Here is a 17,489-nt window from a genome sequence, read left to right as displayed (position 1 = left end):
TCTCAATTGGTTGGGGAACCGGATGGTTTTGCCATGGGTTCTCCTTCTTTTTGCGGTATTCCCAGTACAGGCATTCCGTCTTTGTCCCACTCCATTTTTTGTAAGCGGGGAGTACGTGAGTCCATTGCGCCCGGAGCGTCGTTGGGAATCTGGCGGGCATGATAAAGCATATAACATTCTTTTCCATCCGGTGAAGGAATGAAAGAACTGCCGCCGGGACCAAAAACTTCGTTTTTCGGCTCCTGCTGAAATACGGGTGTCGGATGTTTCTTCCAGGAAGCGGGATCCAGCAGGTCAGCATTGGCGTCTGCTGTTAGTAATCCTACACAATAATAAGGCGTCCAGCTACCACTGGCAGAATAAAAAATGCAAACTTTGTCTTTATTCTTCGGTTGGAAAAAATGAGGTGCCTCGTTCACATGAATCGGATAGGCCGTTTTACTGCCATCAGGATTGACCCATTGACATTCCCATTCATATTCAGGTTTGGAAATCAGGACTCTATCGGAAGAAAGAGTCCATGGATTTTCCATGGAAGCGATGTAAATGCACTGTGTCTCACTGTCGATTCTTTGTTTTTGCCATCCGCACCAGATCATGTAACGTTGTCCGTTATGTTCAAAAGTGCTTGCATGAATCGCCCAGTTGTTATCTTTGTCAGTCGGTATTCGGCCTTTCATGACAAACTTTCCCTCTGTAGGAGTGGCAGCCTCGTTCTCAATTACATAAATCTGGTGATTGTCCATGTTACCGTCATCTGCCGCAAAATAGATATACCATTTATTATTGATCCGATGTAGCTCGGGGGCCCATAAATGGTGCGAATTACTAGGGTCTGTCGGTATCCATACCGGTTTTTTAAGACTGTCATCCAAGTTTGTTATATCACTCGTTTCCCAAAGTATGATCCTGCTTTCGGAACCTTGTGTGTAGTAATATTTCCCTTCGTGAAAAACACTCCATGGTTCTGCTCCTTTTTCGCGCAACGGATTCGTATAGGTATCTCCTGTTATCGTTTCCTTTTCCGGCTCTGTTTTCTTCTTGGGTTGGCAAGATGCACAAATAATGACTAAAAGTACAGTTAGTAATGAGATTCCGCTTTTCATGGTATTTTTCATTTTATAATGACACTGCAAAGAAAGCACAAAATCTTGATAAATCATCTTTTTTTTGCAGATTGGTTAGTATTTATCCTTAATTGGTTCATAATTATTGAATTTTCTATTCGTTTTTTCTCATCTTTGTAGCACGAACTTTAAAATTGATATTATATGAAACTAAAACATCTTATTCTTTTCTGTATTATTTGTTGTTCCCTGTCTGTATTTGGGCAAAAGGCCGGTCAGCAACCAAAGACAAGTGGCAATCCTGTATTTCCGGGCTGGTATGCCGATCCGGAAGGAATTGTGTTTGGAGATGAATACTGGATTTACCCTACGTATTCGGCGCCTTATGACGAACAAACCTTCATGGATGCTTTCTCGTCTAAAGACTTGGTGAACTGGACAAAACACCCGAAAGTGTTGTCGAAAGAGAATATAAGTTGGTTTAGACGTGCTTTATGGGCACCTGCTGTGGTTCATGCGAATGACAAATATTATATATTCTTCGGTGCGAATGATATTCAAAGTAATAACGAGCTGGGAGGTATCGGTGTGGCTGTAGCCGACAATCCTGCCGGACCATTTAAGGATGCACTGGGCAAACCTCTGATTGATAAATTTGTAAATGGTGCACAGCCGATCGATCAGTTTGTTTACAAAGATGATGACGGACAGTATTATATGTATTATGGTGGCTGGGGACATTGCAATATGGTGAAGCTGGCTCCGGACTTGTTGAGTATCGTACCGTTTGAGGATGGTACCATCTATAAGGAAGTAACTCCCGAAAAATATGTAGAGGGACCTTTCATGTTAAAACGTAACGGTAAATACTATTTTATGTGGTCGGAAGGCGGTTGGACCGGACCGGATTATTGCGTAGCCTATGCGATTGCCGACTCACCATTCGGACCTTTTAAAAGAGAAGCAAAAATCTTACAGCGAGATCCCAATATTGGAACGGGTGCCGGTCATCATTCTGTAGTGAAAGGTCCGGGAGCGGACGAATGGTACATCATTTATCATCGCCATCCATTAGGTGAAACGGATGGAAACGCTCGTGTGACCTGTATTGATCGCATGATTTTTGATAAAGACGGAAAAATAAAACCCATAAAGATGACTTTCGAGGGAGTAGAAGCCAGCCCATTGAAGTAAAATCTGAAAAGTTCAGCCCATCGGTAATTAATATTTTAATAAAGATGGGCTTTTTTTGATTTATTGTTTTATTTTTGTCCTTATAAATTCAATATACTTATTATAATGAAATCGGATATACACGCTCTCTCTGATTCCCTTCTGTGGAAAAGGTTTCTCGAAGGAGACTCGAGTGCGTATACCCAAATATATAATCAAACAGTACAAGATCTGTTTCGATTCGGATTATTATATACTTCGGATAAAGAATTAATTAAAGACTGCATACATGATGTGTTTGTGAAAATTCACATGAATCGTGCAAAGTTGGCTCCAACAGATAATATTGCCGCCTATTTGACAGTGGCGTTGAAAAACACTCTTTTTAATGCGCTGAAAAAAACAACAGATTCTCTCCCGTTTGATGAAATAGGTGAGAGAGAAGATACGGTTGACGACTCTCCTTCCACTCCGGAAACTATATATATTAATAATGAACAGGAAAAACAAGTTCAGACAACCGTACATTCTATGATGTCTGTATTGACGGACAGACAGCGCGAAATTATTTATTATCGGTATATCAAAGAGATGAGTATCGATGAAATCAGTAAGGTGACAGATATGAATAATCAGTCTGTTTCTAATTCTATTCAACGGGCTTTGGGACGTATCCGCGACTTATTTAAGAGAAAATAAGAGAGAATAACCAGCCCATTTTTCCTGCCTATCAAAAAAAGTGGAAAAAACTTCGAAAAAGGTGAGTATAAAATGAAAGTACAACTGTTATTCATACGTAAAGACAATGAAAATGATGAACTCTGAACAAGAACATACAGATTTTTCCCTATATACTTTTGAAGAATTTCTTCAGAATGATTTCTTTGTTTCTTCTATGAACTATCCTACGGAAGAAACACAGAAGTTCTGGGATGAATTTGAACAGATGAATCCTTCTAATATAGATGAATATATCGCTGCAAAAAGATATTTGGAAGTTTTTTCGAAAGAGAAGGGTGAGGTACTTTCAAACCAGGAAACGGATGATTTATGGATTCGTATTCAAGCGACTAATATAAATAAGGAGAAAGCGAGACGCAAGAACTATTTCTTAATAGGATTGAGTGCGGCTGCCAGTGTGGCTATTCTTGTGGGATGTTTCTTCTTTTTGAAGAACTATTCTTCGGCTTTGGATCCGGACATTGCCACATTTGCTGTGAATACGAAAGCCGATTTGCCTTTGACGGAAGAAACACTGTTGATTTTGGCAGAAGATAATGTCGTGAGTTTGAAGGAAAAAGAAACAGAGATCACGTATGATTCCGTAGAAATCAAAACGAATCAGGAAAGTATACAAAAGGAGAAATCGGCAACTTATAACCAATTGGTTATTCCACGTGGAAAACGTTCGGTATTGACGTTTGCCGATGGATCTAAAGTCTGGGTGAATGCCGGTACAAGGGTGGTTTATCCGGTGGAGTTTGAACAAGACAAACGTGAAATCTATGTGGATGGTGAAATCTACATAGAAGTGGCCAGAGATGAAAATCGTCCTTTCTATGTGCGGACCAAAGATATGAATGTCAGAGTGCTTGGTACTAAATTTAATGTAACTGCGTATGAATCGGAAGCAATTAGAAGTGTAGTGCTGGCACAAGGATGTGTTCAGGTGGAGACAGACCGGACTCCTAAAGCCATTCTGGCTCCTAATCAGATGTTCAGTTCTGCCGATGGAAAGGAAAATATAACACAGGTAGATGTAGAAGAAGCTATATCATGGGTGAATGGACTCTATTATTTCCAAAGTGCTGATTTGGGAATCGTTTTGAAACGTCTGTCTACCTATTATGGCATTAACGTAGAATTTGACCCAGCGCTAAGTAAAATAAAATGTTCCGGAAAAATCGATTTGAAAGACAACTTTGAAACAGTAATTAATGGATTAACCTTTGTTGCACCAATCTCTTATGCCTATGATGAACAATATAAGACGTATCGAGTCGTAAAGAAATAGATATGAAAAAATAAGATAAAGAATAAATCTAATTCCTGAATTTTATGGTAATTTTTGTAGAAAGTGGATGATACACGCTATCATCCAACTGGGACGTGTGTACCCAATAATGTTTAGATACAGAAATAATATTATGAGAAAATTTTAACATGTTTAATATGAAAAATGCAATTAGAGAACGAAAGAGTAAGGTTCTCGGGCTATTCCTTTGCTTTTTACTTCTCGGAATAGACTACTCTTTCGCAAGTTACAACAATTATTCTCAATTTAAGACCCTCTCGGTCAGCGTTAATAACTCGACGTTGAGAGAAGTGCTTAAAACGATAGAGAAAAGTAGTCAATTTGTTTTCTTCTACTTAGATGATGCTGTGAACTTAGAACGTAAGGTATCTATCGACAGTAAGAATAAGAAGATAGAAGAAATTCTTTCTGAACTTTTCGAGGGTACTTCATGTACTTATCGGATCTCTGACAGACAAATTTTTATTTCCGGAAAAGCATCGGCTCCTAATGAACAGCAACAGAATAAACGGAAAATAACCGGACGTGTTACTGATGTAAAAGGGGAACCGCTTATTGGAGTGAACGTTACCGTGGATGGAGATGCAAACGGTTCGATTACCAATATGGATGGTTTGTATGAGATATTCGTAACCAAAAAAAGCGTAGTGCTTAAATTTACTTATATAGGTTTTAAAACTTCAGAAATACGGACGAATGCATCTACTAATATTTACGACGTGGCCTTGGAAGAACAGGTGAACGAGTTGGAAGAGACTGTGATTGTTGGTTATGGTACCCAGCGTAAAATAAGTAATATCGGCGCACAATCTTCTATGAAGATGGAGGATATTAAAACACCTTCTGCCAGTTTAACTACAACGCTGGCAGGTCGTTTGGCCGGTGTTGTAGCCGTGCAACGTACGGGAGAACCGGGTAAAGATGCCGCTGATATCTGGATTCGTGGTATTTCTACTCCCAACACTTCTTCTCCGCTGGTATTGGTGGATGGAGTGGAACGTTCGTTCAATGACATCGATCCGGAAGACATTGAATCGTTGACAACACTGAAAGATGCATCGGCAACGGCTGTGTATGGTGTGCGAGGTGCTAATGGTGTGATCCTGATTAAAACCAAGCCGGGAAAGGTGGGAAAACCGACAGTGAGCGCGGATTATTATGAATCGTTTACCCGTTTCACGAAGATGGTTGATCTGGCAGACGGTATCACTTATATGAATGCAGCCAACGAGGCAATGCGTAATGACGGTATTGCTACAAAATATACGGAGGACCAGATACGTAACACGATTGCGGGAAAAGATTCTTATTTGTACCCGAACGTGGATTGGTTGAAGGAAATCTTTAATGATTGGGGACACAATCGTCGTGTGAATGTAAACGTGCGGGGTGGTAGTGAAAAGGTCGCTTATTATGCGTCAGTCAGCTACTTCAATGAAACTGGTATGACGGTGACTGATAAGAATATCAACACCTATGATTCCAAAATGAAATATAGCCGTTATAACTTTACCACTAATCTGAATATCGATGTGACTCCTACTACTAAAGTGGAGATCGGTGCACAAGGTTATTTGGGAGAAGGAAACTATCCGGCCATCTCTTCTGCTGATTTGTATAATGCGGCAATGTCAATTTCACCGGTTGAATATCCGAAGATGTTCTTTGTCAACGGACAAGCCTATGTGCCCGGAACTTCAACTAACAATAACTTTAATAACCCTTATTCACAAGCTACCCGTCGCGGATATGATAACCTGACGAAAAATCAGATCTATTCCAATCTGCGTATCACACAGGATTTGGATATGCTTACTAAAGGGCTGAAATTGACTGCCATGTATGCGTTCGATGTATACAATGAGATACATGTACATCAAGACCGTGCAGAGTCTACTTATAACTTCCTGGATACAAGTGTTCCTTACGATATGGACGGACAACCCATTCTGCAACGTATTTATGAAGGAAGTAACGTGTTGAGTTATAAACAGGAAACAAGTGGTAATAAGAAAACTTATCTGGAAGCTTCCCTGAACTATGACCGGACATTCAATGACGATCATCGTGTCAGTGCACTGTTCCTGTTCAACCAGCAATCCAAACTGTTGTATCCGAAAGGTACACTGGAAGATGCGATTCCTTATCGTATGATGGGTATTGCCGGTCGTGCCACTTATTCATGGAAAGACCGTTATTTTGCAGAATTCAACATCGGTTATAACGGCGCCGAGAACTTCTCACCCAAACATCGTTTCGGAACTTTCCCTGCATTTGGTGTAGGTTGGGTTATCTCGAACGAGAAATTCTGGCAACCGCTGTCAAAAACTGTTTCTTTCCTGAAGATACGCTATACGGATGGTAAAGTAGGTAATAGTGAAGTTTCCGACCGTCGTTTTATGTATCTGGACCAGATGAAAGAGAACGGTGATTATGGTTATAAATTCGGACCGAACGGAACAAAATGGTCTGGTTATGAAACAGTAAATATGGCTGTTGACTTAATTTGGGAAGAATCTCGTAAACAAGACTTGGGTATTGATATAAAACTGTTTAATGACGATCTGTCTATTGTATTCGACTTGTTTAAGGAACGTCGTGAGAACATCCTGTTGAAGCGTGAGCATTCTATACCTTCATTCCTGGGCTACAATACATCTGCTCCTTATGGAAATATTGGTATCATAGAAAATAAAGGATTCGATGGAACGATAGAGTATAACAAGCGTATAAATAAAGACTGGGTACTTGCGCTTCGTGGTAATATCACCTTTAATAAGGATAAATGGATTCAGGGAGAATTGCCGGAACAAAAATACGAATGGATGAACCAGTATGGACGTAACATCAATGGAGTTAAAGGATATGTGGCCGAAGGACTGTTCACTCAAGCTGAAATAGATGATATGGCACGTTGGGAATCGTTGTCGGATGCCAATAAAGCAATCACTCCCAAACCTTTTGCTTCACAGTTTGGTACAGTAAAGGCGGGAGATATCAAATACAAGGATTTAAACAATGACGGTCAGATTGATGCGTACGACCAGACTTACATTTCCCGTGGGGATGTGCCGACAACTGTTTATGGTTTCGGATTTACCGTAGGTTGGAAAGATTTGTCGGTAGGTATGATGTTCCAAGGTGTAGCAGGAGCCGAACGTGTTTTGAATGGTAGCAGTATTAATCCGTTTAACGGCGGTGGTGGTAGCGGTAACCTCTACTCTAACATTGGCGACCGTTGGACAGAGGAAAATCCGGATCAGAATGCCTTTTATCCGCGTCTGTCTTATGGAAGCGAAACAACCAGTAATATTAATAACTTCCAGAAGAGCACATGGTGGGTGCGTAACATGAACTTCCTGCGTCTGAAGACATTGCAGGTATCTTATAACCTGCCGAAACCTTGGGTGAATAAAGTTCATCTGAAGAATGCGGCTGTATATGTAATGGGAACTAACCTGTTCACCTTGAGTCGTTTCAAATTGTGGGATCCGGAGTTGAATACCGATAATGGTGCTTCTTATCCAAATACGACCTCTTACTCAGTTGGTATTAATTTCACATTCTAAACAAAAAGATAATGAAAAAATATAATTATATAATCGTTAGTTTGCTGGCGTGTCTCTTGACGACATCTTGTAATGACTATTTTGATCAGGTGCCTGATGACCGTTTGTCACTCAAAGAGATTTTTACAACCAGAGATGGAGCTTTGCGGTATCTTTCGAACGTATACACATTCTTACCGGATGAATTTAACCAACGTCAGGTACATGAAACCAGTCTGTACCGTACTCCCGGTCCTTGGACAGGTTCCAGTGACGAGGCAGAGTGGACAAATGACAATAAGGGAAAACTGATAAATAACAACTCTATCGATGCTACCGAAGGAACGATGGTATTGTATCGCTGGAAGAGCTGGTTCTCTGGTATCCATGAAGCTGCAGTATTTACAGAAAATGTAGGTCAGGCACCGTTGACTGTTACAGAAAGAAATCAATGGAAAGCAGAAGCAAGAGCTTTACGGGCTATCTACTATTTTTATTTAGTACGTACTTATGGCCCGGTTCCTTTGCTTGAAAAGGACTTTGCGATGGATACTCCAAGTGACGAGTTGCAACTCCCGCGTAATACGGTAGATGAGTGTTTCGATTTTATCGTATCAGAACTGAAAGGTGCACAAAATGACGGTTTGCTGGATGATGCTTCTACCGACAAGGTGTCCGGATATGGTCGTATTGACAAAGCGATTGCACAGGCATTTATCATTGAGGCATTGACTTATCGTGCCAGCTGGTTGTTTAATGGAGAAAGTACCTATTATTCTGATTTGGCTAATAATGATGGAACAAAACTATTTCCCGACAGACCGGATGAAGCTACCAAACGCGCCAACTGGCAGAGAGTGATTGATGAATGTAACACATTCTTCTCTAACTATGGTAGCCGTTATCATCTGATGTATACCAATAAGGATGGTGTTTCTGTTTCCGGCCCGGACTCGGAAGGATTCAGTCCGACAGAGTCTTATCGTCGTGCAGTGAGAACCCTGTTTTCTGAAATGGGTAACAATAAAGAGATGATTTTCTATCGTCTGGATAATGCTGCTGGAACCATGCAGTATGACCGTATGCCGAATAGATCCGGTAATACGACCGACTACAGAGGTGGTAGCTTGTTGGGGGCAACACAGGAAATGGTAGATGCCTATTTCATGTCAAACGGAGAATCTCCTATTTCCGGTTATAGTGCTGACGGAGTCACTCCGATTATCAACGAAAAATCTGATTATGTAGAAGAGGGAGTCTCTACAACAGAATACAAAGGAACAGACGGTACATTATATGCACCGGTAGGAACCAGAATGATGTATGTCAATCGTGAACCTCGTTTCTATGCCGACATTACCTTTAGCAATTCAAAATGGTTTGAGGGAACAGAAGGCGGTTATGTAGTAGATTTTACTTATAGTGGAAGTTGTGGTAAAGAACAAGGTAGCAATGACTATACGAGCACAGGTTATTTGGTACGCAAAGGAATGGATTCCGGCGACCGTAACCAGAATTTGGTTTGTGTGCTCTTACGTCTGACTAATATTTATTTTGACTATATCGAAGCGCTGGCACATGTCAGCCCGACTCATGAAGATATCTGGACTTATATGAACATGATCCGTAAGCGTGCAGGTATTCCGGGATACGGTGAGACAGTCAATCTGCCTAAACCGACTACAACGGATGAAGTCATGGAGTTGATCCGCAAGGAGAAACGCATCGAATTGAGTTTCGAAAACTGCCGTTATTTTGACGTACGCCGCTGGGGATTGGTAAATGAATATTTCAACAAGGCAATTCATGGAATGAATGTCAATTATGACGGAAATGAATTCTTTAAACGTACGGAGATTGTAAAACGTATTTTTGACCGTCAGTATTTCTTCCCGATACCACAGGGTGAGATTGATATTGATAAGAACTTGGTTCAGAATACAGGATTCTAAATACTGATTATAAAATAGAAATTATGATGAAACAATATATTTTCTCTGCAGTTTGTCTCATGTCCGGTGTCCTTTGTATGTCCTCTTGCAATGAGGATAAGCAGGCAAAGCCGTATACGCCGGATTATGAGATTGTCCCGGAGTATACCAATGCAGATACCTGGACTGCCTATGAGGCATTTAATGATTACTTGCTGGACCCCGATAAGAATATTTATAAAACAAGTACCGCTTATACTGCTGCTGTAGACCGCAATAACGGAGCTGCCGCTATCTGGTGCCAACCTATTTACTGGGACATGGCGATGAATGCTTATAAACGTGCAAAAACGGAAGGGAATACGGAAAGAGAAAACAAATACAAGCAGTTGTGCGATGATTTGTTTGCCGGAAATAAAGCGCATTATGCAAACTTTGATTTTGACAATAATAATGAGAACACCGGCTGGTTTATCTATGATGATATCCAATGGTGGACCATTACTTTAGCGCGTGCTTATGAATTGTTTAAAGTAGACGAGTATCGCAGTCTGGCAGAAGCAAGTTTTGCACGCGTGTGGTATGGCTCGAAAAAGGTCGGTGATACGGGTTCGTATGCAGATCCGGAAAAGAATTTGGGTGGAGGTATGTTTTGGCAATGGCAGCCTATCAGCAATCCGAATGAGAATGTAGCCAGCGACGGCAAGATGGCTTGTATCAACTTTCCGACTGTAGTGGCTGCATTGACTCTCTACAACAATGTTCCTGCCGACCGTGTGGCAGATCCGAATCCGGAAAGCTGGAGTAATAAGTACGGTAACTTTACCCGTCCGCATTATGAAACAAAAGATGCTTATCTGGCAAAAGGAAAGGAAATCTATGAATGGGCTGTGAAGAATCTCGTGGACAGCAATACTGGAGAAGTTGCCGACAGTAAGCATGGCGAAGGAAATCCGGCATGGTCAGCCCATGTGTACAATCAGGCCACTTTTATCGGAGCTTCGTTATTGCTTTATAAAGCTACCGGAGAGAAAACTTATTTGGATAATGCGGTTCTGGGAGCCGACTATACGATGAATACCATGTCTGCAACCTACGATTTATTGCCGTTTGAGAGTGGAGTGGAACAGGGTATTTATACCGCTATCTTTGCGGAATACATGGCTATGCTGGTAAACGATTGTGGTCAGACACAGTACTTACCATTTTTGAAGCGTAACATTAATTATGGCTGGGCTAATCGCGATCAGACACGTAATCTATGTGGCGGCGAATACCATAAGGCACAGATAGAAGGTGCTACTCTCGACAGCTATAGTGCGTCCGGAATACCGGCATTGATGTTATTGTTTCCGGCAGATAAATAATTGTAACCCATAAAAAAGAAGAATAATGAATACGAAATATTCAAATTGGAAAATGTGGTATTATGTGTTATGCATGATACTGACACTTCAATTGGCGGCTTGTTCTGAAGAAACACATGACGAGTATACTGCAGCTCCTGAAATAGAGGATGCCTATATCGACCAACTGGATGCATTGATTGCTGAAATGACCGATTTGCAGCAAAATTCAGAATACGGAGATAAGAAGGGACAGTATCCCACCGAAAGCCGGGCTATTCTGACAGATGCGATAGATGATACTAATCGTGCAGTACTTCTAATCAAATATCAGAAACCTTCTCCGTCAGAAAGTGAGAAACAACGTTATGTGGCAGAAGCCGAAGCGGCTATAGAACAGTTTGAAAGCACGATCCGTACAGAAGATGCTGAAACTACGCCGGCTGAACTGTTTGTGGATGGACGTGGAGACGGTGGTTCTTACATCGATTTCGGACGTAGCGAAGAATATGTGAATTTCGGAACTGAAGGAAATCAAGCCTTTACTGTTGAGTTCTGGGTGAAAGTAACCAAAGGTGGTGGAAAAGACCAGAATGTGTTCCTCTCTACCTACATGGGCGGTGATGGATGGCGCAATGGCTGGATGATGTATTGGCGCAATGCAGACGGTGGTATTTATCGTGCAACTTGGGGCGAAACGGGAGGAAATATTTGTGAACCGTCATTAAAGGCTCCGGAAGATGGAGAATGGCAACACTTCTTGTTTGTGTACAGTGATAAAGGTTTGCCGGGTAGTCCGGAATTCCGCGCGAAGTTGTATGTGAATGGAGAAGTGAAAACGACCGAGGGAAATGTTGGCAGCAGATTCTATAATTCCAGTAACTATGCCAGCTATAACACGCCGATGACCGCTTTCGGACGGTATATGCGTACCAGTGATAATCTGTTTGAAGAAGGTTTTGCCGGCTATATGAAAAAAATCCGTATCTGGAAAAGTGCAAAGGATAACGAATATATCCAGAGCTCTTATAATGGGACGACTGAAGTGACTGGTAAAGAAGAAGACTTGGCGGCAGCATGGGATTTCACCACCAAACCTTCCGGTTCGGGTAATGAAGTAATAGACCTGACAGGTCGTCATACTGCTAAGATTATCGGTACTTACGAGTGGCAACGTATTGTTGAATAATAATGTAAAAACGATGAAAAACATGAAATGTTTAACTAATAAATGGAGAGAGGGAGCAATGCTCCTCTCTTTCCTCCTGATTTCTTGTCTGGCAGGGATATTTACCGCTTGTGATGATATTGAAGACGAGTATATAACAGATACACAATTGAGTATTCTGCAAGGGAACCGTACATCATTGAACTATTTATTGAAAAATTCAACCTATGGAACTGCTCCCGGCACCTATCCCGAAGCCGGAAAGGATATATTGAATGCTGCCATTGCCGAGTTGGATGCCCTGATAAAGCGGGTAGAAGGTGGCGAAGAACTGGATGAAACAACTCTGGAAGCTGCTGTAGCAAAGGTAAATAAGGCTATTGATGAGTTTAAGAATTCAAAATATTATAATCTGTCTCCGGAAGCACAACAATATATTAATAATTTGCTGGCTAAAGCGGATGAAATACTTGCAATCGTTAATGATGAAACGAAGTGGGGAAATCATCAAGGACAATATCCGGTTGATAATAAATCAGTTTTGGAGAGTGCTGCTAAAGACTTGGAAAGTCTGGCTGAAAGAATCAAATCCGGTTCCATTACAGATATGACGAAGGAAATTTATGATGAGGCTATTGCCGCTGCCGATAAGAAAGTGGAAGAAGTAGAAGATTCTGCATGGCCGGATAACAGCCAGATTACCTGGAATCTGTTTGTAGACGGAAATGCCGGTTCATATATAGACTTTGGTTATAGTGAGGATTATGTAAAGTTTGGAGAGGATGATAATCAGGCATTCACGATAGAACTTTGGGTGAATATCAAAGAATACTGTAATAAACAGGGGGAAGATAACTGTACTTTCCTTTCTACGATGACGAACGATCCTTATTGGAGCGGATGGCGTGCACAGGATCGCACAAAAGGGCTGTTGAGAACAATGGTTGCCCATTGGGAAGATGATAATCATACAAATCCTCAAGAGTGGGAGCCGGGATGGAAGAAATCGGACAACTGGACTAAAGATCGTTGGACACATTATGCATTCCTGTTCAGAGATAAAGGGTTGCCGGGATTTGACACTCCGACAGATGTGAAATGTTATTCCATGATTGACGGTACGAGACAAGGAGATCCCATCCGTGTGGGTGAACCCTGGAGAACATATATCAATGAGCAATCCATAGCTAATCAGATTCACATGACCGGATTCTGTATGATGGACAATAATGGAAATCGTAATGAATGGTTCTCCGGTTACATAAAGAAGATACGCATCTGGAAAACAAACCGGACAGAAAATCAAGTATATGCTTCTTATATGGGAAATGAAGAAGGTGTAAATGCTGATAATGCGGATTTGGTAGATGCTTGGGATTTTGAAGTGAAAGGCGATCAGCCTACTCAAAGTGCTACCGAAACAATAAAAGGTGTGAAAGGTCATACAGCAACATTAGTTGGTGATAACTGGCAATGGGTTGAATCTACAACTATTTCAGATAACAAATAATTGTTTACCAGGATGAGTTTTCAATAGGTAGATTAAATATTCCCCTTATCTCTGTCGTAAGGCAGAATGAGGGGAAATTATTCTCCAATACCCTTTTATTAATCCTATATTTTTATTGCAGAAAAGCGTTTTGGTCTGTATTTGTTCTTTATTGAATAAATATTATTGTTTTTTTTCAGCTATTTCTGCAATCTTTGTAACAGGAAAAATACTATAAACTTATAAACTATCATGAAAGGCAAAATTCTTTTGGCTCTGACGCTGCTAATGGGAGCATCAACTACTATATGGGCAGTCGGCAATTTAGGAAAAGCAAACCAGAAGAAGCACGCATATACTAACGAAGATGTATGGGCAGCTTACGAAGGATTTAACAATACCCTACTAGACTCTAATAAATATATTTATAAAACAAATTCCTCCTATCCAAGCGCCGTTGACCGCGGTAATGGAGCGGCGGCTATTTGGTGTCAGCCTATTTATTGGGACATGGCGATGAATGCCTATAAACTGGCAAAGGCACAGAAAGACAAAAAAAAGACTCGTGAGTATAAAACTCTTTGCGAGAAAATTTTCGCAGGAAACAAAGCACAATATTGCCAGTTTGATTTTGATGATAACAACGAAAACACCGGCTGGTTCATCTACGATGACATCATGTGGTGGACTATTAGTCTGGCGCGCGCATACGAGCTTTTTGGAGTGAATGAATACCTGAAACTCTCGGAAGCCAGTTTCAAACGTGTGTGGTATGGCTCGGAAAAGGTGGGTGATACCGGTTCGTATGACAAAGAAAACGGAGGTATGTTCTGGCAATGGCAACCCATTCGGAATCCGAAACCGAATAAATTCGGTGATGGAAAGATGGCATGTATCAACTTCCCGACAGTGGTAGCGGCATTGACGCTCTACAATAATGTGCCTGAAAATAGAAAAGAATCGACCGACAAACGTCCGTCTTATCAGACGAAGGCTCAATATCTTGCCAAAGGCAAAGAAATCTACGAATGGGGAGTGGAAAATCTGCTGGATAAAGAAACGGGAAAGATAGCTGATAGCCGTCATGGAAATGGCAATCCCGCGTGGAAGTCACATGTCTACAATCAGGCAACCTTTATCGGTGCATCCATACTGCTTTATAAGGCGACCGGAGAGAAACGTTATCTGGACAATGCAATTTTGGCAGCAGACTATACAGTGAAAGATATGTCTGCGGAACATAAAGTGCTACCTTTCGAAGGTGGTATTGAACAGGGTATCTATACTGCTATCTTTGCAGAATACATGGCATGGTTAGTATATGATTGCGGACAAACCCAATATCTTCCGTTCCTGAAACGTACCATCAAAACAGGTTGGGCAAACAGAGATGAGACGCGGAATGTGTGTGGAGGCGAATATCATAAGAAGTTGCCGGCAGGTGCGGAAATCGACAGTTATTCAGCTTCCGGTATACCGGCATTGATGCTTTTATTTCCGGCTAAGAAGTAAATAGAAAACGACACAGAACCACGTGAAAATGAATAATAAACAACTACTGATTGTATTCAGCCTTTTATTAACCGGTAATAATGTTTCCTTTGCTCAAACGACTAACGGCAAGGAAGCAAAAACAACTTTTCAAACAGCCGAACCCTGGAAACCGGAAACAGATGTGCGTGCCGATGCCACGATGGTATATGGTACACTTGATAAAAAGGGTGTTTCTTTTGAACAACGTGTCCAGTCGTGGAGAGACAAGGGATATCAGACACAATTTATGACCGGAGTGGCATGGGGAGACTATAAAGACTATTTTCTCGGCAAATGGGATGGAATAGACGGTCACCTGAAAGAAGGTCAACGGGATCGTAACGGAAACGAGATAGCCCACGGACATTTGATACCCTACATTGTGCCTACCGAAAGTTTTATCCGTTATATGCAGGAAACGCAGATAAAGCGGGTGATTGATGCCGGAATTACTTCTATCTATTTGGAGGAACCTGAATTCTGGATGCGTGGCGGATATAGCGAAGCCTTCAAGTCAGAATGGCAGAAATATTATAATTTCCCCTGGAGACCTCAACATGAATCTCCCGAGAACACCTACCTTTCCAATAAGTTGAAATATCACCTCTACTATTATGCACTGGATAAGATATTTACTTATGCCAAAGAATACGGTAAATCGAAAGGGCTGGATGTGAAATGTTATGTGCCTACTCATTCTTTGATTAACTACACTTCCTGGCAAATTGTAAGCCCGGAAGCCAGTCTGGCTTCATTGGATTGTGTAGACGGCTACATAGCACAGGTATGGACGGGTACTGCCCGTGAACCGAACTTCTATAACGGTGTAAAGAAAGAGCGTGTATTTGAGAATGCCTTTCTCGAATATGGCTGCATGAAATCCATGACCGATCCTTTGAATCGCAAAATGTATTTCCTGACCGATCCGATTGAAGACCGTGCCAAAGACTGGCTGGATTATAAGATAAATTATCAGGCCACTTTTGCCGCACAGCTAATGTACCCGATGGTAGATACTTATGAAGTGATGCCATGGCCGGACCGTATTTATCAGGGATTATACCGGATAGCCGGAACCGATCAGAAAGAACGCATTCCACGCTCATACTCCACGCAAATGCAGGTGATGATTAATACATTGAATGACATTCGCACCTCTGACAAGCAGATCAACGGTACACACGGCATTGGGGTATTAATGGCAAATTCGTTGATGTTCCAGCGTTTTCCGGATCATAACGGATATGACGATCCGCAATTCTCCAGCTTCTATGGCCAAACTTTGCCATTATTAAAAAGAGGAATCCCGGTAGAACTGGTACACATGGAGAATACTCCGTTCCAAGAAACTTTCAAAGGACTTCAGGTACTTGTAATGTCCTACTCGAACATGAAACCGATGAAGCCGGAATACCATAACTATCTGGCAGACTGGGTTAAAAAGGGAGGTACACTGGTGTATTGCGGAGAAGATGTCGATCCCTATCAAACCGTTTTGGAATGGTGGAATACAGAAGGAAACGCCTACAAAGCCCCTTCGGAACATTTGTTTGAGACAATGGGCTTGTCCCGCACTCCCGGCGATGGAACATATCGTTCTGGCAAAGGTACCGTGATTGTCATGCGCGAAGACCCGAAGCATTTTGTATTGAAGAATGGGAACGACCGCAAATACTTTGAAACGATTGCATCCGCTTATCTGGACAAAACAGGTAAAAAGATAGAAATCAAAAATAATTTTGTGGTGGAACGGGGACCTTATACAATCGCGGCAGTAATGGATGAAAGTTCCTCTAAAGAGCCTTTGAAACTGTCGGGACTGTATATCGATTTATTCGACAAAGACCTGCCGATACTGACCATGAAACAGATTAATCCCGGCGAACAAGGATATTTGTATGACTTGAGTAAAGTGTCCGGTAAGGTGAAAGCGAAGGTGCTTTGCGGAGCTTCTCGCGTTTACGATGAGAAAGTCGGGAAGCAGAGCTACTCATTTGTAGCTAAGAGTCCGTTACATACGACGAATGTATCCAGAATCCTCTTGCCGCGCAAGCCCGGGAAAGTTCTGGTAAACGGGAAGACGGAACAGCTGCAATGGGATGAATCTTCAAAAACTCTTTTATTGAGTTTCGAGAACGATCCTGCCGGAGTGAATGTATCCATAGAATGGTAAAATAGATTAAATAAAACAGGTGATTT

Annotated in this window: 11 protein-coding genes; 10 read left to right on the top strand and 1 reads right to left on the bottom strand. The window is 41.5% G+C overall.

Features of this window, described 5'->3' with window-relative positions; translation table 11 throughout:
- Positions 1-2: 2 nt before the first annotated feature.
- Complete coding sequence (locus I2I13_RS04055) at positions 3-1,106, bottom strand: family 43 glycosylhydrolase (protein WP_195648868.1); 1,104 nt, start codon at positions 1,104-1,106, stop codon at positions 3-5.
- A gap of 165 nt (positions 1,107-1,271) precedes the next feature.
- On the opposite strand from I2I13_RS04055, the gene I2I13_RS04050 reads away from it, so the two are divergent.
- The 10 genes from I2I13_RS04050 to I2I13_RS04005 all read left to right on the top strand — a co-directional run bounded on the left by I2I13_RS04050 (position 1,272) and on the right by I2I13_RS04005 (position 17,463).
- Positions 1,272-2,261, top strand: coding sequence for a glycoside hydrolase family 43 protein (locus I2I13_RS04050; protein ID WP_195648867.1), 990 nt, complete (start codon positions 1,272-1,274; stop codon positions 2,259-2,261).
- 105 nt (positions 2,262-2,366) lie between these two features.
- Entirely contained in the window at positions 2,367-2,939 is a 573-nt protein-coding gene (locus I2I13_RS04045) for an RNA polymerase sigma factor (RefSeq protein WP_195648866.1), read from the top strand.
- A 112-nt stretch (positions 2,940-3,051) separates the two neighbouring features.
- Entirely contained in the window at positions 3,052-4,254 is a 1,203-nt protein-coding gene (locus I2I13_RS04040; RefSeq protein WP_148364112.1) for a FecR family protein, read from the top strand.
- 158 nt (positions 4,255-4,412) lie between these two features.
- Positions 4,413-7,844: a TonB-dependent receptor gene (locus tag I2I13_RS04035; RefSeq protein WP_195648865.1), complete on the top strand. Its 3,432-nt coding sequence runs from the start codon at positions 4,413-4,415 to the stop codon at positions 7,842-7,844.
- An 11-nt stretch (positions 7,845-7,855) separates the two neighbouring features.
- Complete coding sequence (locus I2I13_RS04030) at positions 7,856-9,775, top strand: RagB/SusD family nutrient uptake outer membrane protein (protein WP_195648864.1); 1,920 nt, start codon at positions 7,856-7,858, stop codon at positions 9,773-9,775.
- Between the two features lie 23 nt (positions 9,776-9,798).
- On the top strand, positions 9,799-11,121 hold the full coding sequence (locus I2I13_RS04025) for a glycoside hydrolase family 76 protein (RefSeq protein ID WP_195648863.1): 1,323 nt from the start codon (positions 9,799-9,801) through the stop codon (positions 11,119-11,121).
- Positions 11,122-11,146: 25 nt separating this feature from the next.
- Positions 11,147-12,289, top strand: a complete 1,143-nt coding sequence (locus I2I13_RS04020) for a DUF4972 domain-containing protein (protein WP_195648862.1) — start codon at positions 11,147-11,149, stop codon at positions 12,287-12,289.
- A 22-nt stretch (positions 12,290-12,311) separates the two neighbouring features.
- Positions 12,312-13,778: a DUF4972 domain-containing protein gene (locus I2I13_RS04015; protein ID WP_148364107.1), complete on the top strand. Its 1,467-nt coding sequence runs from the start codon at positions 12,312-12,314 to the stop codon at positions 13,776-13,778.
- 231 nt (positions 13,779-14,009) lie between these two features.
- Positions 14,010-15,269 carry a glycoside hydrolase family 76 protein gene (locus I2I13_RS04010; protein ID WP_195648861.1) on the top strand — a complete coding sequence of 420 codons (1,260 nt, stop codon included), beginning with the start codon at positions 14,010-14,012 and terminating at the stop codon, positions 15,267-15,269.
- A 28-nt stretch (positions 15,270-15,297) separates the two neighbouring features.
- Complete coding sequence (locus I2I13_RS04005; protein ID WP_195648860.1) at positions 15,298-17,463, top strand: hypothetical protein; 2,166 nt, start codon at positions 15,298-15,300, stop codon at positions 17,461-17,463.
- The last annotated feature ends 26 nt before the right edge of the window (positions 17,464-17,489 follow it).

It is taken from the genome of Bacteroides sp. D55t1_190419_B8 (assembly GCF_015558905.1).
GTDB lineage: Bacteria > Bacteroidota > Bacteroidia > Bacteroidales > Bacteroidaceae > Bacteroides > Bacteroides vicugnae.
The sequence above is the reverse complement of the archived record's forward strand: the minus strand, read 5'-3'. Positions and strand labels throughout refer to the sequence as shown.